Source organism: Burkholderia sp. Bp8986, assembly GCF_003854225.1.
GTDB lineage: Bacteria > Pseudomonadota > Gammaproteobacteria > Burkholderiales > Burkholderiaceae > Burkholderia.
Genome location: NZ_QTQM01000016.1, coordinates 64,550 through 90,085, shown reverse-complemented (window position 1 = coordinate 90,085; position 25,536 = coordinate 64,550). Strand labels below are relative to the sequence as shown.

Annotated in this window: 24 protein-coding genes; 21 read left to right on the top strand and 3 right to left on the bottom strand. The window is 65.2% G+C overall.

Annotated elements, in window-relative coordinates; translation table 11 throughout:
• Positions 1 to 77: 77 nt before the first annotated feature.
• From plsX to nagZ, 21 genes are all read left to right on the top strand, one after another.
• Positions 78 to 1,184, top strand: coding sequence for a phosphate acyltransferase PlsX (gene plsX, locus DID99_RS16760; RefSeq protein WP_044844776.1), 1,107 nt, complete (start codon positions 78 to 80; stop codon positions 1,182 to 1,184).
• Positions 1,185 to 2,174 (top strand): beta-ketoacyl-ACP synthase III, encoded by a 990-nt coding sequence (locus tag DID99_RS16755; protein WP_044844775.1) that lies wholly within the window; start codon positions 1,185 to 1,187, stop codon positions 2,172 to 2,174.
• Positions 2,175 to 2,259: 85 nt separating this feature from the next.
• On the top strand, positions 2,260 to 3,192 hold the full coding sequence (gene fabD, locus DID99_RS16750; RefSeq protein WP_124571076.1) for an ACP S-malonyltransferase: 933 nt from the start codon (positions 2,260 to 2,262) through the stop codon (positions 3,190 to 3,192).
• 36 nt (positions 3,193 to 3,228) lie between these two features.
• On the top strand, positions 3,229 to 3,978 hold the full coding sequence (gene fabG / locus DID99_RS16745) for a 3-oxoacyl-ACP reductase FabG (protein ID WP_044844773.1): 750 nt from the start codon (positions 3,229 to 3,231) through the stop codon (positions 3,976 to 3,978).
• Positions 3,979 to 4,122: 144 nt separating this feature from the next.
• The gene (gene acpP / locus DID99_RS16740) at positions 4,123 to 4,362 is read left to right on the top strand and encodes an acyl carrier protein (RefSeq protein ID WP_004197638.1); all 240 of its coding nucleotides are present in this window, start codon (positions 4,123 to 4,125) and stop codon (positions 4,360 to 4,362) included.
• Between the two features lie 164 nt (positions 4,363 to 4,526).
• A complete protein-coding gene (gene fabF, locus DID99_RS16735; protein WP_044844772.1) occupies positions 4,527 to 5,759 on the top strand; it encodes a beta-ketoacyl-ACP synthase II in 1,233 nt (410 codons plus the stop codon).
• 12 nt (positions 5,760 to 5,771) lie between these two features.
• A complete protein-coding gene (locus DID99_RS16730) occupies positions 5,772 to 6,236 on the top strand; it encodes a hypothetical protein (protein WP_124487457.1) in 465 nt (154 codons plus the stop codon).
• 91 nt (positions 6,237 to 6,327) lie between these two features.
• Entirely contained in the window at positions 6,328 to 6,927 is a 600-nt protein-coding gene (gene rpoE, locus DID99_RS16725) for an RNA polymerase sigma factor RpoE (RefSeq protein ID WP_006752490.1), read from the top strand.
• Positions 6,928 to 7,014: 87 nt separating this feature from the next.
• Positions 7,015 to 7,632 (top strand): sigma-E factor negative regulatory protein, encoded by a 618-nt coding sequence (locus DID99_RS16720; protein ID WP_124487502.1) that lies wholly within the window; start codon positions 7,015 to 7,017, stop codon positions 7,630 to 7,632.
• 5 nt (positions 7,633 to 7,637) lie between these two features.
• Positions 7,638 to 8,717, top strand: coding sequence for a MucB/RseB C-terminal domain-containing protein (locus DID99_RS16715; protein WP_124667183.1), 1,080 nt, complete (start codon positions 7,638 to 7,640; stop codon positions 8,715 to 8,717).
• 1,002 nt (positions 8,718 to 9,719) lie between these two features.
• Positions 9,720 to 11,420: a group II intron reverse transcriptase/maturase gene (gene ltrA, locus DID99_RS16710; protein WP_062884674.1), complete on the top strand. Its 1,701-nt coding sequence runs from the start codon at positions 9,720 to 9,722 to the stop codon at positions 11,418 to 11,420.
• Positions 11,421 to 11,541: 121 nt separating this feature from the next.
• Positions 11,542 to 13,047 (top strand): DegQ family serine endoprotease, encoded by a 1,506-nt coding sequence (locus DID99_RS16705; protein ID WP_124571074.1) that lies wholly within the window; start codon positions 11,542 to 11,544, stop codon positions 13,045 to 13,047.
• Between the two features lie 7 nt (positions 13,048 to 13,054).
• Complete coding sequence (locus tag DID99_RS16700) at positions 13,055 to 13,291, top strand: glutaredoxin family protein (RefSeq protein WP_124487454.1); 237 nt, start codon at positions 13,055 to 13,057, stop codon at positions 13,289 to 13,291.
• Between the two features lie 224 nt (positions 13,292 to 13,515).
• The gene (gene lepA / locus DID99_RS16695; RefSeq protein WP_044844766.1) at positions 13,516 to 15,309 is read left to right on the top strand and encodes a translation elongation factor 4; all 1,794 of its coding nucleotides are present in this window, start codon (positions 13,516 to 13,518) and stop codon (positions 15,307 to 15,309) included.
• 16 nt (positions 15,310 to 15,325) lie between these two features.
• On the top strand, positions 15,326 to 16,219 hold the full coding sequence (lepB, locus tag DID99_RS16690; protein ID WP_124487453.1) for a signal peptidase I: 894 nt from the start codon (positions 15,326 to 15,328) through the stop codon (positions 16,217 to 16,219).
• A gap of 153 nt (positions 16,220 to 16,372) precedes the next feature.
• A complete protein-coding gene (gene rnc / locus DID99_RS16685; protein WP_124667182.1) occupies positions 16,373 to 17,668 on the top strand; it encodes a ribonuclease III in 1,296 nt (431 codons plus the stop codon).
• A gap of 60 nt (positions 17,669 to 17,728) precedes the next feature.
• On the top strand, positions 17,729 to 18,628 hold the full coding sequence (gene era, locus DID99_RS16680) for a GTPase Era (protein WP_006476493.1): 900 nt from the start codon (positions 17,729 to 17,731) through the stop codon (positions 18,626 to 18,628).
• Positions 18,615 to 19,454 carry a DNA repair protein RecO gene (recO, locus tag DID99_RS16675; RefSeq protein ID WP_014897645.1) on the top strand — a complete coding sequence of 280 codons (840 nt, stop codon included), beginning with the start codon at positions 18,615 to 18,617 and terminating at the stop codon, positions 19,452 to 19,454. The genes era and recO overlap by 14 nt, the downstream gene beginning before the upstream one ends.
• Positions 19,451 to 20,227 carry a pyridoxine 5'-phosphate synthase gene (gene pdxJ / locus DID99_RS16670; protein ID WP_124667181.1) on the top strand — a complete coding sequence of 259 codons (777 nt, stop codon included), beginning with the start codon at positions 19,451 to 19,453 and terminating at the stop codon, positions 20,225 to 20,227. Before recO ends, pdxJ begins: the two co-directional genes overlap by 4 nt.
• A gap of 69 nt (positions 20,228 to 20,296) precedes the next feature.
• Positions 20,297 to 20,734, top strand: coding sequence for a holo-ACP synthase (gene acpS, locus DID99_RS16665; protein ID WP_044844762.1), 438 nt, complete (start codon positions 20,297 to 20,299; stop codon positions 20,732 to 20,734).
• A 16-nt stretch (positions 20,735 to 20,750) separates the two neighbouring features.
• The gene (gene nagZ, locus DID99_RS16660; RefSeq protein ID WP_124667180.1) at positions 20,751 to 21,779 is read left to right on the top strand and encodes a beta-N-acetylhexosaminidase; all 1,029 of its coding nucleotides are present in this window, start codon (positions 20,751 to 20,753) and stop codon (positions 21,777 to 21,779) included.
• A 157-nt stretch (positions 21,780 to 21,936) separates the two neighbouring features.
• On the opposite strand, the gene DID99_RS16655 is transcribed toward nagZ, so the two are convergent.
• From DID99_RS16655 to earP, 3 genes are all read right to left on the bottom strand, one after another.
• A complete protein-coding gene (locus DID99_RS16655) occupies positions 21,937 to 23,322 on the bottom strand; it encodes a sigma-54 dependent transcriptional regulator (RefSeq protein WP_044844760.1) in 1,386 nt (461 codons plus the stop codon).
• A gap of 270 nt (positions 23,323 to 23,592) precedes the next feature.
• Complete coding sequence (efp, locus tag DID99_RS16650) at positions 23,593 to 24,150, bottom strand: elongation factor P (protein WP_044844759.1); 558 nt, start codon at positions 24,148 to 24,150, stop codon at positions 23,593 to 23,595.
• A 138-nt stretch (positions 24,151 to 24,288) separates the two neighbouring features.
• The gene (earP, locus tag DID99_RS16645; RefSeq protein WP_124521370.1) at positions 24,289 to 25,485 is read right to left on the bottom strand and encodes an elongation factor P maturation arginine rhamnosyltransferase EarP; all 1,197 of its coding nucleotides are present in this window, start codon (positions 25,483 to 25,485) and stop codon (positions 24,289 to 24,291) included.
• Positions 25,486 to 25,536 lie beyond the last annotated feature (51 nt).

Sequence of the window (25,536 nt, the reverse complement as noted above, 5' to 3'; positions counted from 1 at the left end):
CGCTTGACACTTTCCTGGCTCAACAAAAAGGCGGCATTCAACTGCCGCTTTTTTGTGCCTGAAATTCGTCGCATTCCATGACCGTAAAGCTCACAATCGATTGCATGGGAGGCGACCACGGCCCGTCCGTGACCGTTCCCGCGGCAGTCAAGTTCGTCCGCGCGCATCCCGATGCGCACCTGATGCTCGTCGGCATCGAAAGCGCGATCCGCGCTCAGCTGAAAAAGCTGAAAGCCCTCGACGATCCCGCGCTGACCATCGTGCCCGCCACCGAAGTCGTGGCGATGGACGACCCGGTTGAAGTGGCGCTGCGCAAGAAGAAGGATTCTTCGATGCGTGTCGCGCTCAACCACGTCAAGGAAGGCGCGGCCCAGGCCTGTATTTCCGCCGGCAACACCGGCGCGCTGATGGCCGTTTCCCGTTATGTGCTCAAGACGCTGCCCGGCATCGAGCGGCCTGCGATCGCGTTCGCGCTGCCGAACCCGACCGGCTACACGATGATGCTGGACCTCGGCGCGAACGTCGACTGCGAGCCGCAGCACCTGCTGCAGTTCGCGGAGATGGGGCACGCGCTCGTCGCCGCGCTCGAAGGCAAGGAGCGTCCGACGATCGGCCTGCTGAACATCGGCGAAGAGGTCATCAAGGGCAACGAGACCATCAAGCGCGCCGGCGAACTGCTGCGCGCCAGCACGCTGAATTTCCGTGGCAACGTCGAAGGCAACGACATCTACAAAGGCACGGTCGACGTGATCGTCTGCGACGGCTTCGTCGGCAACGTCGCGCTGAAGACGTCCGAAGGGCTCGCGCAGATGCTGTCCGACATCATCCGCGAGGAGTTCGGCCGGTCGCTGATGTCGAAGCTGATGGCGCTGCTCGCGCTGCCGGTGCTGATGCGTTTCAAGAAGCGCGTCGATCACCGCCAGTACAACGGCGCGGCGCTGCTGGGGCTGAAGAGCCTCGTGATCAAAAGCCACGGTTCGGCCGACGCCTACGCGTTTGAGTGGGCGATCAAACGGGGTTATGATGCCGTCAAAAACGGCGTGCTGGAGCGCCTCACGCGTGCGATGGCGGACAATTCGGTGTCGCTCGGCGACGGCGAACACGACGCGGGCGGCGCAGGCCCGACGAGCCCGGCCGCAGGCCACCACGCCGAACCTTCCGCTGCGCAATCCTCTAAAGCATAAATGGCCCAATCGACTCTCTATTCCCGCGTGCTCGGCACGGGCAGCTACCTGCCGCCCGACCGGGTCACGAACCAGCAGCTCGCCGACCGTCTCGCGAAGGAAGGCATCGAGACGAGCGATGAGTGGATCGTTGCGCGCACGGGCATCCATGCGCGCCATTTCGCCGCACCGGACGTCACGACGAGCGATCTCGCGCTCGAAGCGGCGCGCCGTGCGATCGAGGCGGCCGATATCGATCCGCAGTCGATCGACCTGATCATCGTCGCGACTTCGACCCCCGATTTCGTGTTCCCCAGCACGGCTTGCCTGCTGCAGAACAAGCTCGGCATCAAGAACGGCGGCGCGGCATTCGACGTGCAGGCCGTGTGCTCGGGCTTCGCCTATGCGATGGCGACGGCCGACAGCTTCATCCGCAGCGGCCAGCACCGCACGGCGCTCATCGTCGGCGCGGAGACGTTCTCGCGCATTCTCGATTTCAAGGACCGCACGACCTGCGTGCTGTTCGGCGACGGCGCGGGCGCGGTGATCCTGTCCGCCTCGGAAGAGCCGGGCGTGCTCGGCAGCGCGCTGCACGCGGACGGCAGCTATTCGAACATCCTCTGCACGCCGGGCAACGTCAATCGCGGTGTGATCGACGGCAGCGCGTTCCTGTACATGGATGGGCAGGCCGTGTTCAAGCTCGCGGTCAACGTGCTCGAAAAGGTCGCGATCGAGGCGCTCGCCAAGGCGAATCTCGCGCCCGAGCAGGTCGACTGGCTGATTCCGCACCAGGCCAACATCCGCATCATGACCAGCACCTGCCGCAAGCTCGGCCTGCCGCAGGAGCGCATGGTCGTGACGGTCGACCAGCACGGCAACACGTCGGCTGCGTCGATCCCGCTGGCGCTCGACGCCGCGGTGCGTGACGGCCGCATCCAGCGCGGTCAGCACGTGCTGATCGAAGGCGTCGGCGGCGGCTTCACGTGGGGCGCGTCCGTCTTCCGCTACTGATCCGCGGCGCGCAATTGCTGCGCGCGGATCCCGAACCGGCGCGCCGTTCGTGCGCGCCGTCCGAATCGATTCAATTGGGGACGATATGAAATTCGCATTCGTTTTTCCGGGGCAGGGCTCGCAGTCGGTCGGCATGCTCAACGCATTCGCCGATCTCGCCGTCGTGCGCGAGACGCTCCAGGAAGCATCCGATGCACTCAATCAGGATCTCGGCAAGCTGATCGCCGAAGGTCCGGCCGAAGAGCTGAATCTGACCACCAACACGCAGCCCGTGATGCTGACGGCCGCCTACGCGTGCTATCGCGCATGGCAGCAGGCCGGCGGTCCGGCACCGTCGATCGTCGCGGGCCATAGCCTCGGCGAATACACGGCGCTCGTCGCCGCGGGCGCGATCGCGTTCAAGGACGCGGTGCCGCTCGTGCGCTTCCGCGCGCAGGCGATGCAGACGGCCGTGCCGGTCGGCCAGGGCGGCATGGCGGCGATCCTGGGTCTCGATGACGACATGGTGCGCGCCGTGTGCGCCGAAGCCGCGGAAGCGGGCATCGTCGAAGCGGTGAACTTCAACGCGCCGGCGCAGGTCGTGATCGCGGGCGCGAAGGCGGCCGTCGAGAAGGCCTGCGAGATCGCGAAGGCGAAGGGCGCGAAACGCGCGCTGCCGCTGCCGGTATCGGCGCCGTTCCATTCGTCGCTGCTCAAGCCGGCGTCGGACCAGTTGCGCGACTATCTGGCGAACGTCGACGTGAAGGCGCCGCAGATTCCGGTCGTCAACAACATCGACGTCGCGGTGGTCAGCGATCCGGCCGCGATCAAGGACGCGCTGGTGCGCCAGGCCGCGGGCCCGGTGCGCTGGGTCGAATGCGTGCGGCACATCGCGGGCACGGGCGTCACGCACGTGATCGAATGCGGTCCGGGCAAGGTGCTGGCAGGCCTGACGAAGCGCATCGACGGCAACCTGGTCGGCGCATCGGTGTTCGATCCGGCTTCGCTCGACGAAGCACTGAAGCTGGCGACCGCCTGACGCGGCGCCTTTCCTCAAGAGACGGATATTCGATTCATGGAAAAGACTCTCGATAAACAGGTCGCGATCGTGACCGGCGCATCGCGCGGCATCGGCCGGGCGATCGCGCTCGAACTCGCGCGCCTGGGCGCGACGGTGATCGGCACGGCGACGAGCGAATCGGGCGCCGCCGCGATTACCGCCGGGTTCGCGGAAGCGGGCGTGACGGGCCGCGGCGCGGTGCTGAACGTCAACGACGCGGCGGCAGCCGAAGCGCTGATCGACGCGACCGTGAAGGAATTCGGCGCGCTCCACGTGCTCGTCAACAACGCGGGGATCACGCAGGACCAGCTCGCGATGCGGATGAAGGACGAGGACTGGGATGCGGTGATCGACACCAACCTGAAGTCGGTGTTCCGCCTGTCGCGCGCGGTGCTGCGCCCGATGATGAAGGCCCGCGGCGGCCGCATCATCAACATCACGTCGGTGGTCGGCTCGGCCGGCAACCCGGGCCAGGTCAACTACGCGGCCGCGAAGGCCGGCGTCGCGGGCATGACGCGTGCGCTTGCACGTGAAATCGGCAGCCGTGGCATCACGGTGAACTGCGTCGCGCCGGGCTTCATCGACACCGACATGACGAAGACGCTGCCGGAAGAACAGCAGGCCGCGCTCAAGACCCAGATTCCGCTCGGCCGCCTCGGCAGCCCGGCAGACATCGCCCATGCCGTCGCGTTCCTCGCATCGCCGCAGGCCGGTTATATCACCGGCACGACGCTGCACGTGAACGGCGGCATGTACATGTCGTAACGGTTTTCGTTTACCATCCGCGCCGTATCCCGTTTTTCAGGCGGATCGGTGCTTGATCGACCATCAAGCCAACGCGCGTTTTGCCGTCAGCAAACCTGATAAAATGCGCGCACTTGTAAATCTGAACTTTCCCTCGGAGGGGTAATGGATAACATCGAACAACGTGTCAAGAAGATCGTCGCTGAGCAACTGGGCGTCGCGGAAGCCGAGATCAAGAACGAGGCATCGTTCGTGAACGATCTGGGCGCGGATTCGCTCGACACGGTCGAACTGGTGATGGCTCTGGAAGACGAGTTCGGCATGGAAATCCCGGACGAAGAAGCAGAGAAGATCACGACCGTTCAGCAAGCGATCGACTACGCTCGCGCAAACGTCAAGGCGTAAGCGCCTTTCGCGCTTGTCCGCCACGTCGCCGCGATCTTCGCGATTGACGCGCCATCCTGCCGGCTTCGTGCCGGACGGACTAACAGCCACAGGGCTCGCAGGGCTGGTTCCTGTGGCCACTGTGGCTTTTGTTTTTGTCATCCAATAATGGAAAAGAGGTTACCGTGAGCCGCCGTCGTGTTGTTGTTACAGGCCTGGGGCTGATTTCGCCTGTTGGCAATAATGTTGCCGACGGCTGGGCCAATCTCGTCGCCGGCAAGTCCGGTATCGCCACCGTCACGAAGTTCGATGCGTCGAACCTCGCCTGCCATTTCGCGGGCGAAGTGAAGGGTTTCAGCGCCGAGGAGTACATCCCGGCGAAGGAAGCCCGCAACATGGATACGTTCATCCATTACGGCATCGCAGCCGGCGTCCAGGCGATCCGGGACAGCGGCCTCGAAGTGAACGAAGCCAATGCGGAACGCATCGGCGTGCTGGTCGGCTCCGGTATCGGCGGCCTGCCGATGATCGAAGACACGCACCAGACCTACGTCGATCGCGGCCCGCGCCGGATTTCCCCGTTCTTCGTGCCGGGTTCGATCATCAACATGATCTCGGGTCACCTGAGCATCATGTTCGGCCTGAAGGGCCCGAACCTCGCGGCCGTGACGGCCTGCACGACCGGTCTGCACAGCATCGGCCTCGCGGCGCGCCTGATTCAGGCCGGCGACGCCGACGTGATGGTCGCGGGCGGCGCCGAATCGACGGTGTCGCCGCTGGGCATCGGCGGTTTCGCGGCCGCGCGCGCGCTGTCGACCCGCAACGACGATCCGGCCACCGCGTCCCGTCCGTGGGACAAGGACCGTGACGGCTTCGTGCTGGGCGAGGGTGCAGGCGTGATGGTGCTCGAGGAATACGAGGCGGCGAAGGCACGCGGCGCGAAGATCTATGCGGAGGTCTCGGGCTTCGGCATGACGGGCGATGCGTACCACATGACCGCGCCGAACATGGACGGTCCTCGCCGCTGCATGGTCGCGGCACTGCGCGACGCCGGCGTGAACGCGGACGAGGTCCAGTACCTGAACGCGCACGGCACGTCGACGCAGCTCGGCGACAAGAACGAGTCCGATGCGGTGAAGGCGGCATTCGGCGAGCACGCGTACAAGCTCGTGGTGAACTCGACGAAGTCGATGACGGGTCACCTGCTGGGTGGCGCGGGCGGCCTCGAGTCGGTGTTCACGGTGCTGGCGCTGCACAACAACGTGTCGCCGCCGACCATCAACATCTTCAATCAGGACCCCGAGTGCGATCTCGACTACTGCGCGAACACCGCGCGTGACATGAAGATCGACGTGGCCGTGAAGAACAACTTCGGCTTCGGCGGTACCAACGGCACGCTGGTGTTCAAGCGCGTCTGACGCTGAAATCGCTTGACGAGTCCATTCGATGCTCCGGCCGGGCGTCCGCAATGCTTTGCATTGCGGGCCTCGGCCGTGTCGTATGTGGTGCTGGCCGCGTTCGTCGCGGCGGCGGCCGTCTCCGCGTACCTGTTCTGGGCGCCGCGGGCCGGTGCCGCTGCCGGCGCGTGCGTGTCGGCGGCGACGGCCGCGCTGCTTGCCGTGTGCGCCGCGCGAGCCTGTGCCCGCCGGCTGCCGGCCGAGTTGCGGATCGATGCATTCGGGGAGATTGCGGCGTTTGGCCGCACCGGGCGCTTGCTGGCCCGGGGCCGCGTGACGGGTCATGCACACTGGAGCAGCCTGCTGCTCGTGCTGTCGGTCGGGCAGGGCGCCCGGCGCGCGCGGCCGTTGCTGATTCCGGCCGATGCGCTCGACACCGCGTCGTTCAGCGCGCTGTCCGTGCTGGCGCGTACCGCGGGCACGGCGGGGCGGGCATGACGGCGGCGCGGTTACCAGCCGTAACCAGCGGCCGGCGCCGGAACGCTACAATAACGCTCCGCGTTGCATCCCTAGTTAACGGATTTGTCAGGTGAGTGAAAAAGAAATCGATCAGGCTCTGGTCGAGCGCGTACAGAAAGGCGACAAGGCAGCGTTCGAACTCCTGGTCTCCAAATACCACCGCAAGATCATTCGGCTGATCTCGCGCCTCGTGCGGGATCCCGCCGAGGTCGAGGATGTGGCCCAGGACGCGTTCATCAAGGCGTATCGTGCGCTGCCGCAATTTCGCGGCGAGTCGGCGTTCTACACGTGGTTGTACCGGATTGCCGTCAATACGGCGAAGAACTACCTTGCGACGCAGGGCCGGCGGGCACCGACCTCCACCGAGGCCGATGCCGAGGAAGCGGAAACTTTCTCCGACGCAGACCAACTAAGGGATATCAACACGCCTGAGTCGATGTTGATGAGCAAGCAGATTGCCGAGACGGTCAACGCTGCAATGGCCGTCCTGCCCGAAGAGCTGCGCCAGGCGATTACGCTGCGCGAGATCGAAGGCTTGAGCTACGAAGAGATCGCGGAAATGATGGATTGTCCGATCGGGACGGTCCGGTCGCGGATCTTCAGGGCGCGCGAGGCAATCGCTGCGAAATTGCGTCCGCTGCTCGATACGCCCGAAGGCAAGCGCTGGTAAGCGCGGCGGGCGCAACGACGCGGGTCGGGGTCTATTACGGATAGAGTCGTGAAATCACGACGGGGTGTGTGCAAGATGGGGAGCATCATGGGGTCGGTCAATACGCAGTCGCAAGCGTGCTCGCGCGGCGAGCGCCTTTCCGCTCTGGTCGACGGTGAACTGTTCGACGGCCCGGATCACGGGCAGTTTCTGGCTGAGCTCGACCGCGCGGATCGCGCTGCGTGGGCCCATTACCACCTGATCGGCGATGCGCTGCGCTCGGACGAGCTCGCGCTGTCGCCCGCGCTGAGCGTCGCGTTCACCGCGCGCATGTCCGCCGCGCTCGAAAGCGAGCCGCACCTGCTCGCGCCGGCCGCCGCGCCGGTCGCGCGCAAGCTGCTGTCGCTGCGCCGGCGTGTCGTGCCCGCGTTCGCGGTGGCCGCCGCGGCAGCCACGCTGACGTGGATCGTCGTCCCGCAGATGCAGACGGCGGGTGTGCCGGGCGCCGTCCAGGTCGCATCGGCAGGCGCGCCGCAGAGCGGCAACCTGCAGCGCGTGACGGTTGCACAGGCATCCGCGCAGCCGGGCCTGCAGGACGTCAACATCATCCGCGACGCAAGTCTCGACCAATACCTTGAAGCGCATCAGCAATTCGCGCAGCAGCCCGTCGTCACGGGCTCGATGCCGCTGATCCGCGCTGCCGTGACCACCACGCCAGGCCAATAAACCCGATGCGGACATTGCAGTTGAATCACGCCATCTCCGGATGGAAGCGGCTGCCGGCTCTCCTGCTTTGCGCAGCCGCCCTGTTGTCCGTTCAATCCCTGCCTGCCAGCGCCCAGCAACCGGACGATCCCGTCGCGACCCGCAAGGGTGCGGCGGACTGGCTCGACCGCATCCAGCAGGCGGCGCAGCAGCAGAGCTACGAGGGTACGTTCGTCTACCAGCGCGGCGGGTATGTCCAGTCGTCGCGCATCGCGCATGTGGCGTCCCGCGACGGCGAGTTCGAGCGGATCGAGTCGCTCGACGGCAAGCCGCGCAAGGTGCTGCGGCATAACGACGAGCTGTACACGTTCGTGCCCGAGCGCAAGCTGTGCGTGGTCGAGCGCCGCCAGACGCGCGATTCGTTCCCCGCGCTGCTCGGTGCCGGCGGCGAGCACGTGATGTCCGTCTACGACGCGAAGCTGCTCGGCAAGGACCGTGTGGCCGGGATCGACGCACAGGTGGTCGAGCTCGTGCCGAAGGACGCGTACCGCTTCACCTACAAGCTGTGGGCCGACACCCGCACCGGGCTGCTGCTGCGTTCACAGACGCTCGATGCGAGCGATCACGTGCTCGAGCAGGTCGCGTTTTCGCAGCTGCAGACGGGCGGCGCGACCGGTGACAAATCCGCGATCGCGGCCGGCATGCGCAACCTGAGCGGCTGGACGGTGGTCCGCCCGCCGGTCGCGGCGGTCGACATGGAGGCGCAGGGCTGGCAGATCGCGCCGACCATCGCCGGCTTCCGGAAGATTCGCGAGGTGCGCCGGCCGATGGCCGCGCGCGACGCCGGTGATCCTCCGATTCCGGTCGACCAGGCCGTCTTCACGGACGGCCTCGCGACGATCTCCGTCTTCATCGAGCCGGCCGAAAAGAATACGCGCAAGGAAGGCGCGGGCAGCACCGGCGCGACCCACGTGCTCGTGAAGCGTCGCGGCGACTACTGGATCACCGTGCTCGGCGAAGTGCCGCCGGCCACGTTGCAGCAGTTCGCGTCTGCCATAGAATACAAGGCTTCGTGCGACGCGAGTCGCATCGACTGTCGGCGATGAGCCGACCATAGAGTGACCTCTGGTCACTATTTTTGAGAAGTGGGAACTGGCAGTTGTACGCCGGAACTCACCGTAGGCGAAAAGCGGTTGCAGCTAACCGTTTATCGCATCTGCATTAGCCTGATTACCGTCAGGTTCCGCCTTGTTAGCGGCGTCAAATCCGCTAACAAAGCGGATTGGTGTTTGCAATTTCCCCGTAGCTTCCGGATGCGGGGTACGTATCTGGTCGAGCGAATGCTCGGTGTGTCATTGTTCGGCCTCACCAGTTGATGGGTGGGTGCAGTGAACCTGCTGTGCGACCAGCAGTAACCTAGGAGGACATGCGCCACTGGTAACGGTGGGGTGTGAAGCTTCTCTGACAACGTAGCCCCCGGAAGTCTCGGGCAGGTAGTGATTGTGAGATCACTATTTGGAGATCCCTAGCAGCAAGGGGTCAAGGAGCTAGGTTGACTGATACGGCCAATGTAAGTGAACTGCTGATAAACCTCGTCAGTATTACGATGCCAAAGCTGATGATAGGCATCAACCAAAAGGTGTGCGGCTGGATAACTCGCTGGAGTCTCGGGTTACGTCGTCGTCAAGCCGCCGGGGGAGAGGCAGGGCCTAAGTCAGTCGTGTGACATGCCGGGAACGCGGTAAGCCCGTATAGCCGCCAAGAGAAGTTGGCTTGGCAGGTGGACCGTGAGGAACACTGTTGGCAGTGCGGGTATGGGAGGACGGAAAAAGCGAATGGCGGGCTGTAATGGCTCGCATAGAGGTTGAAACATTACCTCACGCGAAAGCGGGCAGACTTCCGTCTGGTCTACCGTCGCAAGACGGCTGACAGACCTTTTTGACTTGGTGCAACGCGGGCACTTGTGCCCGTTTGCAAGTACCGGTTCGAAGTATGGACGCACGTGCCCATACCTAGAACAAGAGTGGTTCCCCAGTGGGGCATATCTGCCCCGCTGGGGCAGCTGTGTCTCCGCTGGTGGGCTGATCACCCCAAGGTAGGAGAGCAGCATGAAAGTATCCGTCCGAAAGGATGGATCTGCGCTTTCCCACGCGCCGGATAACTGGTACGCCGTAGATTGGCGTCGAGTGGAACGGAACGTGAGAGGGATGCAGATTCGAATTGCGAAGGCGACGCGGGAAGGCGACTGGCGCAGGGTGAAAGCCCTGCAACGGATGCTGACCCGCACGTTGTCCGCAAAGTTGCACGCGGTACGACGTGTTACGCAGAACCAGGGTGCGCGAACGGCTGGAGTCGATCGCGAACTATGGGACTCGCCTGAGTGCCGATGGGAAGCTGTCGGCAGGTTGAAGCGGCGCGGATATAAGCCTCTGCCATTACGGAGAGTCTTTATCCCCAAGGCCAATGGGAAGTTACGCCCTCTGGGCATTCCGACCATGCGGGACAGAGCGATGCAAGCTTTGTATCTGCTGGCCTTGGAGCCGGTGTCGGAATCGACGAGCGACCCGAACTCGTATGGGTTCAGGATAAATCGCTCAACGGCTGACGCCATGTCTCAACTGTTTGTTTCTCTGTCCAAGAAGGCCTCGGCCCAATGGGTACTGGAAGCAGACATTAAAGGGTGCTTTGACCATATCAACCATGACTGGCTGGTGAACCATGTCCCAATGGACAAGGAGATCCTCCGCAAATGGTTGAAGGCTGGCCTGATTTACAACGGTCAGCTACAGGCAACGGAGGCCGGTACGCCGCAGGGAGGCATCATTTCCCCGACGTTGGCCAATGTGACGCTGAACGGGTTGGAACGAGGACTGATGGAGCACCTTCGTGCGACATTAGGAGTCAGGACGACCCAGAAACAGAAAGTGAATGTGGTGCGGTACGCGGATGACTTCGTGATCACTGGTGCCTCGCAAGAGGTGCTGGAAAACGAAGTTCGACCTTGGGTGGAAGCATTCCTTGCACAACGAGGATTGCAACTCTCCGAGGAAAAGACACGGATCGCTCATATTGACGACGGTTTCGATTTCCTTGGGTGGAATTTCCGGAAGTACTCGGGGAAACTGCTCATCAAACCGAGCAAGAAGAACGCAAAAGCGTTCTACCGCAAGGTGGCGGAAACGATCAGCGGCAACAAGACGGTGAAGCAGAAGGATTTGATCCAGAAGCTGAATCCGATGCTACGGGGATGGGCGCAGTATCACAGCCCCGTGGTGGCCAAACAGGCGTACAGCCGCATGGAGTATCTGGTGTTCCGGAGGCTCTGGCGGTGGTCAAAGAGGCGACACCCGCAGAAAAGCGCCGACTGGGTGAGAAGGAAGTACTTCCATCCCGTCGATGACAAGCAGTGGGTATTTGCCGTCCACACTGTTCGAGATGACGGCAGTGAGGGGCTGCTTGCTCTGTACCCAATTAGTGGTACGGCTATCAAGCGGCATAAGAAGGTGAAGGGGGACTTCAATCCCTTTGATCCGGAATGGGAGCAGTACAGCGAGCTACTACGGCAGGAACGCATGGCGGATTCGATGCGTTATCGGCGGCAGTGGGTCTCGTTATACATGACGCAGGGCGGGATGTGCGCGCACTGCGGATGTGCTCTGACGGAGGAAACGGGTTGGCACGACCATCATCTGGAGTACCGGATGCATGGCGGTTCTGACGCGCTATCCAACAGAGTGCTGCTGCACCAACACTGCCACCAGCAGGTGCACATTGGTAGAATCGCTGTAACTAAGCCGGTCCTGCAATAGCTAGGACTTTGTTTGTAGGCTCGAGCCGTATGCGGGGAAACTCGCACGTACGGTTCCAAGGGGGGTCCCTCTCCGCAAGGAGGGTGGGCCTACCCTACCAAGTAACGCTACGGCTTCCGACATGACGAAACTCACGCTGCGCAAAGTGTTCGCGGCGGCGGTGCTGTGTGCCTGCCTGCCGCTCGCCCCGCATACCGCGGCCGCGGTCACGCCTCCCGCTGCCAGCCTTCCCGATTTCGCCGATCTGGTCGAAAAGGTCGGGCCGGCTGTCGTGAACATCCGGACCACCGCGAACGTGCCGACGCCCGGCCCGCGCGGCGTGCTCCCGCCAGGCTTCGATAATGGCGACATGTCGGAATTCTTCCGGCGCTTCTTCGGCATTCCGCTGCCGCAGGCGCCCGGCAACGGTGGTGGCGGCGGTAATGGCAATCCGAAGAACGCGCCGGCGCCGGACAATCCGCCCGACACCGAACAGAACCGCGGTGTCGGTTCGGGCTTCATCGTGTCGGCAGACGGCTACGTGATGACCAACGCGCACGTCGTCGACGACGCGGACACCATCTACGTGACGCTGACCGACAAGCGCGAATTCAAGGCGAAGCTGATCGGCGTCGACGACCGCACGGACGTCGCGGTCGTCAAGATCCAGGCGTCGAACCTGCCGGTCGTCGCGATCGGCGATTCGAACAAGGTGCGCGTCGGCGAGTGGGTCGTCGCGATCGGTTCGCCGTTCGGCCTCGACAACACCGTGACGGCCGGCATCGTGAGTTCGAAGAGCCGCAACACGGGCGATTACCTGCCGTTCATCCAGACCGACGTCGCGGTGAACCCCGGCAACTCGGGCGGCCCGCTGATCAACATGCAGGGCGAGGTGATCGGCATCAACTCGCAGATCTACAGCCGCACCGGCGGTTTCATGGGCATTTCGTTCGCGATCCCGATCGACGAGGCGATGCGCGTGGCCGACCAGCTGAAGGCGACCGGCAAGGTCACGCGCGGCCGCATCGCGGTGGCGATCGGCGAGGTGACGAAGGACGTGGCCGACTCGATCGGGCTGCCGAAGGCGGAAGGCGCGCTCGTCAGCAGCGTCGAACCGGGCGGTCCGGCCGACAAGGCCGGTATCCAGCCGGGCGACATCATCCTGAAGTTCAACGGCCGGCCGGTCGATACGGCGTCGGATCTGCCGCGCATGGTCGGCGACACGAAGCCGGGCACCAAGGCGACCGTCAGCGTATGGCGCAAGGGTCAGGCGCGCGATCTGCCGATCACGATCGCCGAGACGCCGGCCGAGACGACGGCGAAGGCCGAGCAGCGCAAGAGCGCGCCGCAGAAGCCGCGCCAGGCGAATTCGCTCGGCTTGACGGTCAGCGACCTTTCCGCGGATCAGCTGAAGTCGCTGAAGCTGAAGAACGGCGTGCAGATCGACGGCGTCGACGGCCCGGCGGCCCGAGCGGGGCTGCAGCGCGGCGACATCGTGCTGCGCGTCGGCGACACCGACATCACGAGCGCGAAGCAGTTCGCCGACGTGACCGCGCAGCTCGATCCGCAGAAGGCGGTCGCGGTGCTGGTGCGGCGCGGCGACAACACGCAGTTCGTGCCGGTGCGCCCGCGCCCGATTCAGAAGTAACGCGCCGATGTTCACGCTCTACGGCCGCGGCTGGTGCCATCTGTGCGACGACCTGCGCGATGCGCTGGCGCCGCTGGCGGCCGAATTCGGCGTCGCGGTCGACTACGTCGACATCGATGCGGATCCGGCACTCGTTGCGCGTTACGACGAGGACGTGCCGGTGCTGTTGCTGGATGGCACGGAAGTGTGCCGCCACCGGTTCGACGAGGCGAGGGTGCGCGGCGCGCTCGCGGCTCGGCGCTGAACCCGGCTCTGCTGCCGGCCGGCCGCGCGTTGCGCGGGGCTTCCGGTGGCGGACCCGCCGGCCAGGGCCTCCGGCGGGGCGTCCCTGGCCGGGCGTCCCTGACCGGGCGTCCCAAATTACCGCCCGGCAAAGGCCTTTTCGGCTAAAATAAGCCGTTTTTTCACCGACTTACAAGGCGTGCTCCGCAGTCGTCGAGCGCGCCTTTTTCGCTTGATCGGCACTGAATGGATCATATTCGCAATTTCTCGATCATCGCGCACATCGACCATGGCAAGTCGACGCTCGCGGATCGCATCATCCAGGTATGCGGCGGCCTCGCCGACCGTGAAATGGAAGCGCAGGTGCTCGACTCGATGGATATCGAGCGCGAGCGCGGCATCACGATCAAGGCGCAGACGGCTGCACTGTCCTATCGCGCTCGCGACGGGAAGGTCTACAACCTCAACCTGATCGATACGCCGGGGCACGTCGACTTCTCGTACGAAGTCAGCCGTTCGCTGTCCGCGTGCGAAGGGGCGCTGCTCGTGGTCGACGCGAGCCAGGGCGTCGAGGCGCAGACGGTCGCGAACTGCTACACGGCGATCGAGCTCGGCGTCGAGGTCGTGCCGGTACTGAACAAGATCGACCTGCCGGCCGCGAACCCCGAGAATGCGATCGAGGAGATCGAGGACGTGATCGGCATCGACGCGACCGACGCGACGCGCTGCAGCGCGAAGACGGGTCTCGGCGTCGAGGACGTGCTCGAAGCGCTGATCGCGAAGGTGCCGCCGCCGAAGGGCGATCCGGCCGCGCCGCTGCAGGCGCTGATCATCGACTCGTGGTTCGACAACTACGTCGGCGTCGTGATGCTCGTGCGGATCGTCAACGGCACGCTGCGTCCGAAGGACAAGATCAAGATGATGGCGACCGGCGCGCAGTATCCGGTCGAGCACGTCGGCGTGTTCACGCCGAAGTCGCGCAATCTCGACTCGCTGTCGGCGGGGCAGGTGGGTTTCATCATCGCCGGCATCAAGGAACTGACGGCCGCGAAGGTCGGCGACACCGTCACGCACGCGACCAAGGCGGCCGCCGAACCGCTGCCGGGCTTCAAGGAAGTGAAGCCGCAGGTGTTCGCGGGCCTCTATCCGGTCGAGGCGAACCAGTACGACGCGCTGCGTGAATCGCTCGAGAAGCTGAAGCTCAACGATGCATCGCTGCAGTACGAGCCGGAAGTGTCGCAGGCACTCGGCTTCGGTTTCCGCTGCGGCTTCCTCGGGCTGCTGCACATGGAAATCGTGCAGGAGCGACTCGAGCGCGAGTTCGACATGGACCTCATCACGACCGCACCGACGGTCGTCTACGAGGTCGTGCAGAGCGACGGCTCGACGATCATGGTCGAGAACCCGGCGAAGATGCCGGAGCCCGGCCGCATCGCCGAAGTGCGCGAGCCGATCGTCACCGTGAACCTGTACATGCCGCAGGACTACGTCGGTTCCGTGATCACGCTGTGCGAGCAGAAGCGCGGCTCGCAGATCAACATGCAGTATCACGGCCGCCAGGTGCAGCTCACGTACGAAATCCCGATGGCCGAGATCGTGCTCGACTTCTTCGATCGCCTGAAGTCGGTGTCGCGCGGCTATGCGTCGATGGACTACGAGTTCAAGGAATACCGTTCGTCGGACGTCGTGAAGGTCGACATGCTGATCAACGGCGACAAGGTCGACGCGCTGTCGATCATCGTGCACCGGTCGCAGTCGCAATACCGCGGTCGCGAGGTTGCCGCGAAGATGCGCGAGATCATTCCGCGCCAGATGTACGACGTGGCGATCCAGGCCGCGATCGGCGCGCACATCGTCGCACGCGAGAACATCAAGGCACTGCGCAAGAACGTGCTCGCGAAGTGCTACGGCGGCGACATCACGCGAAAGAAGAAACTGCTCGAGAAGCAGAAAGAAGGTAAGAAACGCATGAAGCAGGTGGGTTCGGTCGAGATCCCGCAGGAGGCGTTCCTCGCGATCTTGCGCGTCGAAGACAAATAACAGGACTGATCCTTTTATGAATTTTGCGCTGATTCTTTTTGTGCTCGTCGTCGTGACGGGCGTAGCGTGGGTGTTGGACAAACTGGTGTTCCTGCCGCAGCGGCGCAAGGCGGCCGACGCGGCGATCGAGGAGTTCGATCGTCAGCAGTCGCGTATCGACAAGCGTTTCGCGGACGAAAACGCGGGGCAGACGCGTTCGAAGCTGCGCGACGAAAAGCTGCGCCAGCCGTGGTGGCTCGAGTACACCGCGAGCTTCTTCCCGGTGATCCTGGCCGTGTTCGTCGTGCGTTCGTTCATCGTCGAGCCGTTCAAGATCCCGTCGGGCTCGATGGTGCCGACGCTGCTGGTCGGCGACTTCATCCTCGTCAACAAGTTCGAATACGGCCTGCGCATGCCGATCACGAACACGAAGATCACGCAGGGCAGCCCGCTGTCGCGCGGCGACGTCGTCGTGTTCCGTTATCCGAAGGACGAGTCGGTCGACTACATCAAGCGCGTGATCGGCCTGCCGGGCGACACGGTCGCTTACCAGGACAAGCAACTGACGATCAACGGCCAGCCGGTGCCCGAAACGCCGCTGCCGGATTTCTTCGACGACGAGCGCCAGAACTACGCGAAGCAGTTCGAGGAAACGATCGGCACGAAGAAGAACGCGATCCTCAACAATCCCGCCGTGCCGCCGTTCGTGATGGGCGCCTACGACTATCCGTATCGCGACAACTGCACGTACAACAGCCGCGGCGTGATCTGCAAGGTGCCGCCCGGTCACTACTTCATGATGGGCGACAACCGCGACAACAGCGCGGACAGCCGCTACTGGGGTTTCGTGCCGGACAACAACATCGTCGGCCGTGCGTTCTTCATCTGGATGAACTTCGGCGACCTGAAGCGCATCGGTTCCTTCAACTGACCGTATTCGATTCACACGCAATACGCGACGCACGGGCCGCGTCGCGTATTGCCGAACTACTTTAAGAACCGGCGGTAACACCGCCTCGTCACGCCTTTTCGCGTCCGGCCGTGCCGTTTCGGCCCGACCGGCGCCCGCGTTATACTCCTGCACATGCCCCTATCCCAGTTGGAAAGCCGGCTGCGCTACGAATTTCGCAATGCGGAATTGTTGCGCCAGGCTTTGACCCATCGCAGTCACAGTGCCACGCACAACGAACGGCTCGAGTTTCTCGGCGATTCCGTTCTGAATTGCGCGGTGGCCGCCCTTTTGTTCCAGCGTTTCAGCAAGCTGGACGAAGGCGACCTGTCGCGCGTGCGCGCCAATCTCGTCAAGCAGCAGTCGCTGTATGAAATCGCTCAGGCCCTGAATATTTCCGAAGGGTTGCGGCTGGGCGAGGGCGAGTTGCGCAGCGGCGGCTTCCGTCGCCCGTCGATCCTCGCGGACGCGTTCGAAGCCATCATCGGGGCGGTATTCCTCGATGGCGGCTTCGAAGCCGCCCAAGGGGTCATCAAGCGCCTCTATATCCCGATTCTCGACCACATCGATCCGCGCACGCTCGGCAAGGACGCGAAGACGCTGCTGCAGGAATACCTGCAGGGGCACAAGATCGCGCTGCCGACCTACACGGTCGTCGCGACCCATGGTGCGGCGCACAATCAGCAGTTCGAGGTCGAATGCACGGTGCCGAAGCTCGACGTGAAGGTGTCGGGCTCCGGCGCGAGCCGGCGGGCGGCCGAGCAGGCCGCCGCGAAGAAGGCGCTCGACGAGGTGCTGGCAGCCGCGCCGATGCTGGCCGCGAAGCCGAAGCGTTCGAAGAACGCACGCGGGTCGAAGCATATCGAGCCTGAAATCGTGCCCGGCGTGAAGGGGGTGCAGGAAGCGCTCGACCTGCGTTCTCCGGAGCGCAAGGAGCGTGCGGCGGCGCGCGACGCGAAGGCGGCCGCCGCCGCGTCCGCAGCGGCCGATGCCGGCGCACAGCCGGGCGACCGGCCGGCGCAGGCGCCGATGGCCGCGATTCGCGCGGCGCATGTCGATACAGCCGCGGACAAGGCCGACCGGCCCGCGAAGCCGACGGCCGACAAGCCTGCCGAGAAACCTGCCGACAAGGCGACCGACAAACCGTCAGACAAGCCGGCGGATCGCAGCGAACCCGGCGCGCGCGCGGCGGACAAGCCAGCCGAACGCACTGACAAGCCAGCCGAAGGCGCGCCCCGTGCAGCCGACAAGCCGGCGGGCCAGGCGACCGATCCGGCCGTGTCGTCCGCCGACAAGCCTGCTGCCGGTTCCGACGCCGCTTCGCGTGCGACACCGCGCGCCCGCGACGCCGCGGCGCCCGGCCCCGAGGCGCCGCAGGGCGGCGCAAGCCTCGCTGCCGCGCAGGCGCGCGTGGCCGATGCCGATCACTGAATTGCCCATCGATCGTGCCGCGCGTCGCGCGGCCGTTTCCGAACCTGTCTCCCAAACGATATGAACACTCCCGCTCCTACCGGTTTCCGTTGCGGCATGATCGCGATCGTGGGCCGCCCGAACGTCGGCAAGTCGACGTTGATGAACGCACTCGTCGGCCAGAAGATCAGCATCACGTCGCGCAAGGCGCAAACCACGCGCCATCGCATCACCGGCATCAACACGTTCGACGACGCGCAATTCGTGTTCGTCGACACGCCGGGCTTCCAGACCCGTCACAGCACCGCGCTGAACCGCTCGCTGAACCGCGCGGTCACGTCGACGCTCACGTCGGTCGACGTGATCCTGTTCGTGATCGAGGCCGGCCGCTTCGGGCCCGACGACCAGAAGGTGCTCGACCTGATCCCGCCCGGCATGCCGACGCTGCTGATCGCGAACAAGATCGACCGCGTGAACGACAAGGCCACGCTGTTCCCGTTCATGCAGAAGGTGAGCGAACTGCGCGAATTCACCGAGCTCGTGCCGCTGTCGGCGCAGAAGCCGGAAGACATCAAGCGCCTGCTGGACACGATCAAGCCGTACCTACCGGAAGGCGAGCCGATCTACGGCGAGGACGAGCTGACCGACCGCAGCTCGCGCTTTCTCGCGGCCGAAATCCTGCGCGAGAAGGTGTTCCGCTGGACCGGCGACGAACTGCCGTACACGAGCACCGTCCTGATCGACAAATTCGAGGAGGAAGGGCGCCTGAAGCGCATCTTCGCGACGATCCTCGTCGAACGCGATTCGCACAAGGCGATGGTGATCGGCAAGAAGGGCGAGAAGCTCAAGCAGATCAGCACCGAGGCGCGGATGGACATGGAGAAGCTGTTCGACGGCCCCGTGTACCTCGAGACCTTCGTGAAGGTGAAGAGCGGCTGGGCCGACAACGAGGCGGGGCTGCGCGCCTATGGGTACGAATGACGCGCTGACGTCGACCGAAGATGCGGTGACCGCCGGCGCGAACGACGCGCCATTGCCGGCACCGCCCGAACCGCCGCGTCGCAAGGCGCGGCGCGCGACCTCTCGCACGTCCGATTTCCGCGTCGCCGAGCAGCCGGCGTTCGTGCTGCACAGCTATCCGTACCGGGAAACGAGCCTGATCATCGACGTGCTCACACGCGATCACGGCCGGCTCGCGCTCGTCGCGAAGGGCGCGAAGCGCCCGCACTCCGCGCTGCGCGGCGTGCTGCAGACGTTCCAGCCGCTGCTGCTGTCCTGGTCGGGCAAATCCGAAGTGCGCACGCTGACGGGCGCCGAGTGGGTCGGCGGGATGCTGCCGCTCGGCGGCGACGGGCTGCTGTGCGGCTTCTACGCGAACGAGTTGCTCGTGAAATTCTGCGCGCGCGAGGATCCGCAGCCGCCGCTCTTCAATCATTACGTGCTGACCTTGACGCGCCTCGCGCACGGCGAGCCCGCGGTGCAGGTGCTGCGCTCGTTCGAGCGCGTGCTGCTGCGCGAGACCGGCTATGCGATGGCGCTGAACCGCACGGTCGCGCGCCGGGCGGTCGAGCCCGATCGCCGCTACGTGTTCGATCCCGAGCGCGGCGTGCGCAATGCGGACGACGACGTGCCGTCGCACTGGCCGGTGATTACCGGACAGACGTTGCTCGACATGGAGCAGGACGATTACCATCGAGCCCAGACGGTCGCGCAAAGCAAGACGCTGATGCGCTTCCTGCTGAACACCTATCTCGGCGGTACGCCGCTTGCCACGCGTCAGATCCTGATCGACCTGCAAAACCTATGAGCTTCTTCCTGACAACGCCCACCGTCATCGACCTCGGCGTGAACATCGACCACGTCGCGACGCTGCGCAACGCGCGCGGCACGGCCTATCCCGATCCGATCCGCGCGGCGCTCGCGGCCGAAGAGGCCGGTGCTGACGCGATCACGCTGCATCTGCGCGAGGACCGCCGCCACATCGTCGACGCCGACGTGCGCACGTTGCGCCCGCTGCTGAAGACACGGATGAACCTCGAATGCGCGGTGACGGCCGAGATGCTCGACATCGCATGCGAAGTGCGTCCGCACGACGCGTGCCTCGTGCCCGAGAAGCGCGAGGAACTGACGACCGAAGGCGGTCTCGACGTCGCCGGCCGCTTCGAGGCCGTGCGTGCGGCATGCCGGCAGCTCGCCGACGCCGGCGTGCGCGTGTCGCTGTTCATCGATCCGGACGAAACGCAGATCCGCGCCGCGCACGAAGCCGGCGCGCCGGTGGTCGAGCTGCATACCGGCCGCTACGCCGATGCGCACGACGAAGCCGAGCAGCAGCGCGAATACGAACGCATCGTCGCGGGCGTGCAGGCCGGCGCGCAACTGGGCCTGAAGGTCAACGCCGGTCACGGACTGCATTACACGAACGTGCAGCAGATCGCCGCGATCGACGGCATCGTCGAGCTGAACATCGGCCACGCGATCGTCGCGCACGCGATCTTCGCGGGCTGGGACAACGCGGTGCGCGAGATGAAGGCGATCATGGTCGCCGCGCGTGTGGCCGCGCTGCACGGCGGCGCGCGCTGACGATGCATTCCGTGCGCGCGCGCTTCGCTCGTCACCCGGCGTCGTCCGTGCGTCACGGCGGGCGCTGACATGGCGATCTACGGCATCGGTACCGACATCGTCCAGGTGAGCCGCATCGCGGCCGTGCTCGAGCGCACGGGCGGCCGGTTTGCCGAGAAGGTGCTGGGCCCCGACGAGCTGCGCGTGTTCCATGCGCGCCGCGCGCGCTCCGAGGCGCGCGGCATCGCGTTTCTCGCGACGCGCTTTTCCGCGAAGGAAGCGTTCTCGAAGGCGATCGGGCTCGGCATGCACTGGCCGATGACGTGGCGCGCGCTGCAGACCCTCAACCAGCGCAGCGGCGAACCGTACGTCGTCGCGTCGGGTGAACTGGCCGACTGGCTCGCCGCGCGCGGCATCACGGCGCGCGTGACGGTCAGCGACGAACGCGACTACGCGGTGTCGTTCGTGGTCGCCGAGACCGACGCAGCGCCGCCTGCACCCGCACCTGTTTCCCGAACCACTCCCTGACGGACTTTCCGATTCGATGAAAACGACTCCCGGCCCGGTCATGCTCGACGTCGTCGGCACGGCCCTGTCGCGCGACGATGCGCGGCGCCTTGCGCATCCGAACACCGGCGGCGTGATCCTGTTCGCGCGGCATTTCCAGAACCGTGCGCAGCTCACCGCGCTGACCGACTCGATCCGCGCGGTGCGCGAGGACATCCTGATCGCCGTCGATCACGAAGGCGGCCGCGTGCAGCGGTTCCGCACCGACGGCTTCACGGTGTTGCCGGCGATGCGCCGCCTCGGCGAACTGTGGGACCGCGACGTGCTGCTCGCGACGAAGGTCGCGACCGTGGTCGGCTACATCCTGGCGGCCGAGCTGCGCGCATGCGGCATCGACATGAGCTTCACGCCGGTGCTCGATCTCGACTACGGGCACTCGAAGGTGATCGGCGATCGTGCGTTCCATCGCGACCCGCGCGTCGTCACGCTGCTCGCGAAGAGCCTCAACCACGGGTTGTCGCTCGCGGGCATGGCGAACTGCGGCAAGCATTTCCCGGGGCACGGCTTCGCGGAAGCCGATTCGCACGTCGCGCTGCCGACCGACGACCGGCCGCTCGACGCGATCCTCAAGCAGGACGTTGCGCCGTACGACTGGCTCGGCCTGGCGCTGACCGCGGTGATTCCCGCACACGTGATCTACACGCAGGTCGACAAGCGGCCGGCCGGCTTCTCGCGCGTGTGGCTGCAGGACATCCTGCGCGGGCAGCTCGGCTTCACGGGCGCGATCTTCAGCGACGACCTGTCGATGGAGGCGGCACGCGAGGGCGGCACGCTCACGCAGGCGGCCGATGCGGCGCTCGCCGCCGGTTGCGACATGGTGCTCGTCTGCAACCAGCCGGATGCTGCCGAAGTCGTGCTGAACGGCCTGAAGGCGCAGGCGTCGGCCGAGTCGGTGCGGCGCATCAAGCGGATGCGGGCGCGCGGCAAGCCGCTCAAGTGGGACAAGCTGATCGCGCAGCCCGAGTATCTGCAGGCGCAGGCGCTGTTGAGCAGCGCACTGGCGTAAGCGGGAAGGGCGGCGCGAAGCCGCCTGTTCCGTTGCCGAAAGCAAAAAAGCCGCGCTTTTGCGCGGCTTTTTTGCTTTGACGGCGAAGCATGGGGTCACACGCCTTTGCGCAACTAACCGTCAGCTCCGGCCGGCGCCCCGAACAACGGCCGCCCGGTCAGTTGACCTTCATCCGCTGCAACTTGTTGTACAGCGTCTTGGGGCTGATGCCGAGCAGCGTCGCCGCGCGATGGCGCGTGCCGCCGACCGCGTCGAGCGTCGCGCGGATCAGCAGATCCTCGACGTCGGACAGCGGGGTGCCGACCTTGATCTGCACGCTGCTGCCGTTCAGCGCGGCGCCGGCCGCGAAGCTTGCTTCGCCCGCGCGCAGCGTTTCGATGAAATCGCCGGATGCGTCATAGGCGAAGCGCACGCGCTCCTGGAGTTCGCGCACGTTGCCGGGCCATTCGTAGGACACGCATTCGCGCACGAAGCCCGGCGCCGCGCGCTTGTCGGTCGTGCTGCGGCCGGTGCCGCGCGCTTCGCGGTTGAGGTCGTCGATCAGCGCGTCCGCGATGGCGAGGACATCGCCGTCGCGTTCGCGCAGCGGTGGCATCGTGATCGATGCCGCATCGAGACGCAGCCACAGATCCTCGCGCAGCATGCCGTTCGCGACCGCCTCGCGGGCCGGGCGGCGCGTGGTCGCGATCAGCCGGAAGTCGCTCGCGATCGAACTCGTGCCGCCGATCCGCATGAAGTTCTGCGAGTCGAGCGCATGCAGCAGCGCCTCCTGCAGCACGAGCGGCAGTGCGGTGATCTCGTCGAGGAACAGCGTGCCGCCGCCGGCCTGTTCGAACAGGCCCGACTCGCGCCGCTCGGCACCGTCGAACGCGCCGCGTTCATGGCCGAACAGCACGCTGTCGAGCGACGCGCCGTGGCGTCCGGCCTGGGCGATCGTGCGGCAGTCGAACGACACGAACGGCCCTTTGCGACGCCGGCTCAGGTCGTGCAGCGTGCGCGCGGCCAGCTTCTTGCCGGTGCCGGCTTCGCCGGTGAACAGCACGGCCGTTTCGGTGCCCGCGTTGTGCTCGATCATGTCGTACACGTGCTGCATCGCCTCGCTGCGGCCGACCAGCGCGCCGAAGCGGCCGAGGTGGCGCAGCGACGCGCGCAGCGTCCGCACTTCGTCGATCAGTTCGTAGGGGCGCGGAATCCGGGCCAGCAGGCTGCGCAGGCGCGGAATGTTGATCGGCTTCAGCAGGTAGTCCCAGATGCCGTGACGCAGGCCTTCGATCGCGCTCTCGACCGTCGCGTTGCCCGTCAGCACGATCACCGGCAGCGAGCCGTTCGGTTGCTGCTGCGGCAGGTGCTGGAGCAGGTCGAACCCGCTGCCGTCCGGCAGGTTCAGGTCGACCAGGACGACATCGGGAATCGAGCGGCCGAGCGCCGTGCGTGCCTCGGCGAGCGACGTGGCCGTGTCGACCGAGAAGCCGTCTGCGGCGAGCAGCGCGGTCAGGCCGGACAGACTGTTGGGATCGTCTTCGACAATCAGGGCGTGTGGCATGGTGGACGCGAGTCGAGTCAAGAGAGGCGGGCTGTCGGCCATCGAGCCGGCCGCAGCCGCATGTCAGATTAAAAACTGATTTTATGCCCCGCTGAACGCCTGACGTGCATTATTTCTTTCACGCTATAAAACAGTTACCGATGATACAAATTGAATACCTTTAATGCTGGATTTCGTGCTGTCCATGGTGCCGACGCCCGCTGCTGTTGACGCCAGACAAACAAAAAGCGCCCCGAAGGGCGCTTTGTTCGATCCGGAAATCGCAGACGATTACGCGCGGCTGCGATATTCGTTCGTACGCGTATCGATTTCGATCTTGTCGCCGGTATTGCAGAACAGCGGCACTTGCAGTTCGAAGCCCGTTGCGAGCTTGGCGTTCTTCAGCACCTTGCCCGACGACGTGTCGCCCTTGACGGCCGGTTCCGTGTAGGTGATCTCGCGAACCAGGATCGTCGGCAGTTCGACCGAGATCGCCTTCTCGTTGTAGAACACGACTTCGCACGCCATGCCGTCTTCGAGGTAGTTCAGCGCTTCGCCCATCATTTCCGCTTCGACTTCGTACTGGTTGTAGTCGGCGTCCATGAACACGTACATCGGATCGGCGAAGTACGAGTACGTCACTTCCTTGCGGTCGAGCACGACGACGTCGAACTTGTCGTCAGCCTTGTAGACCGATTCCTGGCCTGCGTTCGTCAGCAGGTTCTTCATCTTCATCTTGACGACGGCGGAGTTGCGGCCCGACTTGTTGTATTCCGCCTTTGCGATGACCCATGCTTCGCTGCCGATCTGCACGACGTTGCCTACGCGGAGTTCCTGTGCGGTCTTCATAAAAACTGTCCTGATCCAATCAAATAAATAGGTGCCTGAGCGTTGCGCAACGGCTGACGGCGCAAGCGGCGGTGCGTTCCGGTAGGTGCCAAGAGCCCCAAACGCGAGCGCTTGCGTGGTCAGCCGTCGGATAACCGCTTATTTTAACTGAGATTTTACGTATTCCGCCAGCTTTCCGGCGAGATCGCCGACGCTCGCCAGCGCGTCGGCCCAGCACGCCGCGTTGGCATCCAGTGCGGCACGGTGTTGCAGCAAATCGGCCCAGTCGGGCGTGCCGGCGCCGTTCCATGCATGCCAGAAGCGCCCGAGTGCCGCGCGCGGTGCGTCGGCGAGGCCGGCCGACAGGTGCGCGAGCGCGGCGTCGAGCTTCGGCAGGTGCGCATCGTCGGCCTGCGGGTAGATGTGCCATACGAACGGCTTGCGCGCCCACTGCGCGCGGACGAACGAGTCCTCGCCGCGCACGAAGTTGACGTCGGCCACCCACAGGAGCGGGTCGTAGTCGGCCTGCGGGACGAACGCGAGCCCGTACGCGGTCAGATTGCCGCGGCTTGCGCGCGCGCCGGCGCCGAACGATTCGACCCCGAAGAAGCGGGCGACGGCCGGCGACACGCGGCCGGCGGGCACGAGCGCGACGACGGGCGACGCGCCGTCGCGCCACTGCGCGAGCAGCGCGTCGACGCCCGGATTCTCATACGCGAACAGGCTGACGACGGTCGTGCCCGGCGCCGGTGGCGCGTCGCCCGTCGCATGCCGCCACCAGGCGGTGCGCGCCGCCGCGTCGGCTTCGAAGGCGGTGCGGCGCGCGTCGAGGTCGCGTTCCTTCAGCACGCCGCCCGTGCCGGCCGACAGTCCCGGGAAGAAGAACGTCTTCAGCAGCGGATAGCGCGGATGCGGCGACGGCCGCAAATGGAAATCGGCGACCCAGTCCTCGGCGCTCAGGTATTCGAGATTGATCCACACCGGGCGGCGCGCGCGGCGCGCCATCGCGGCGAGATAGGCGCCGGGCAGCTCGCACGCGAAGGCCTCGATCACGACGTCGGCGATCTCCAGTGCGTCGCCGACTTCCGCATGCCAGTGCTCGATCACGATGCCGTCGAGCGTCTGCCGCCCGGCATCGGGATCGACCCCCGGCAGCAGCCGCGCGAACGTGCGCAGGTCGTCGATGAACAGGCGCACCTGCCAGCCGTGCTCGTGCGCGAGCTGGCGGGCGAGGCGCCAGCACACGCCGATGTCGCCGAAGTTGTCGATCACGGTGCAGAAGAGGTCGCACGCGATCGGTTCGTCGGGCGCGAGCGGCGCAGCGGAGGCAGGGGAGGCGGGGGCGGTGCGGGGCATCGAAGCGGACCGGTGAATGCTCTAAACTGGCGATTCTAATGGACCCGTTCC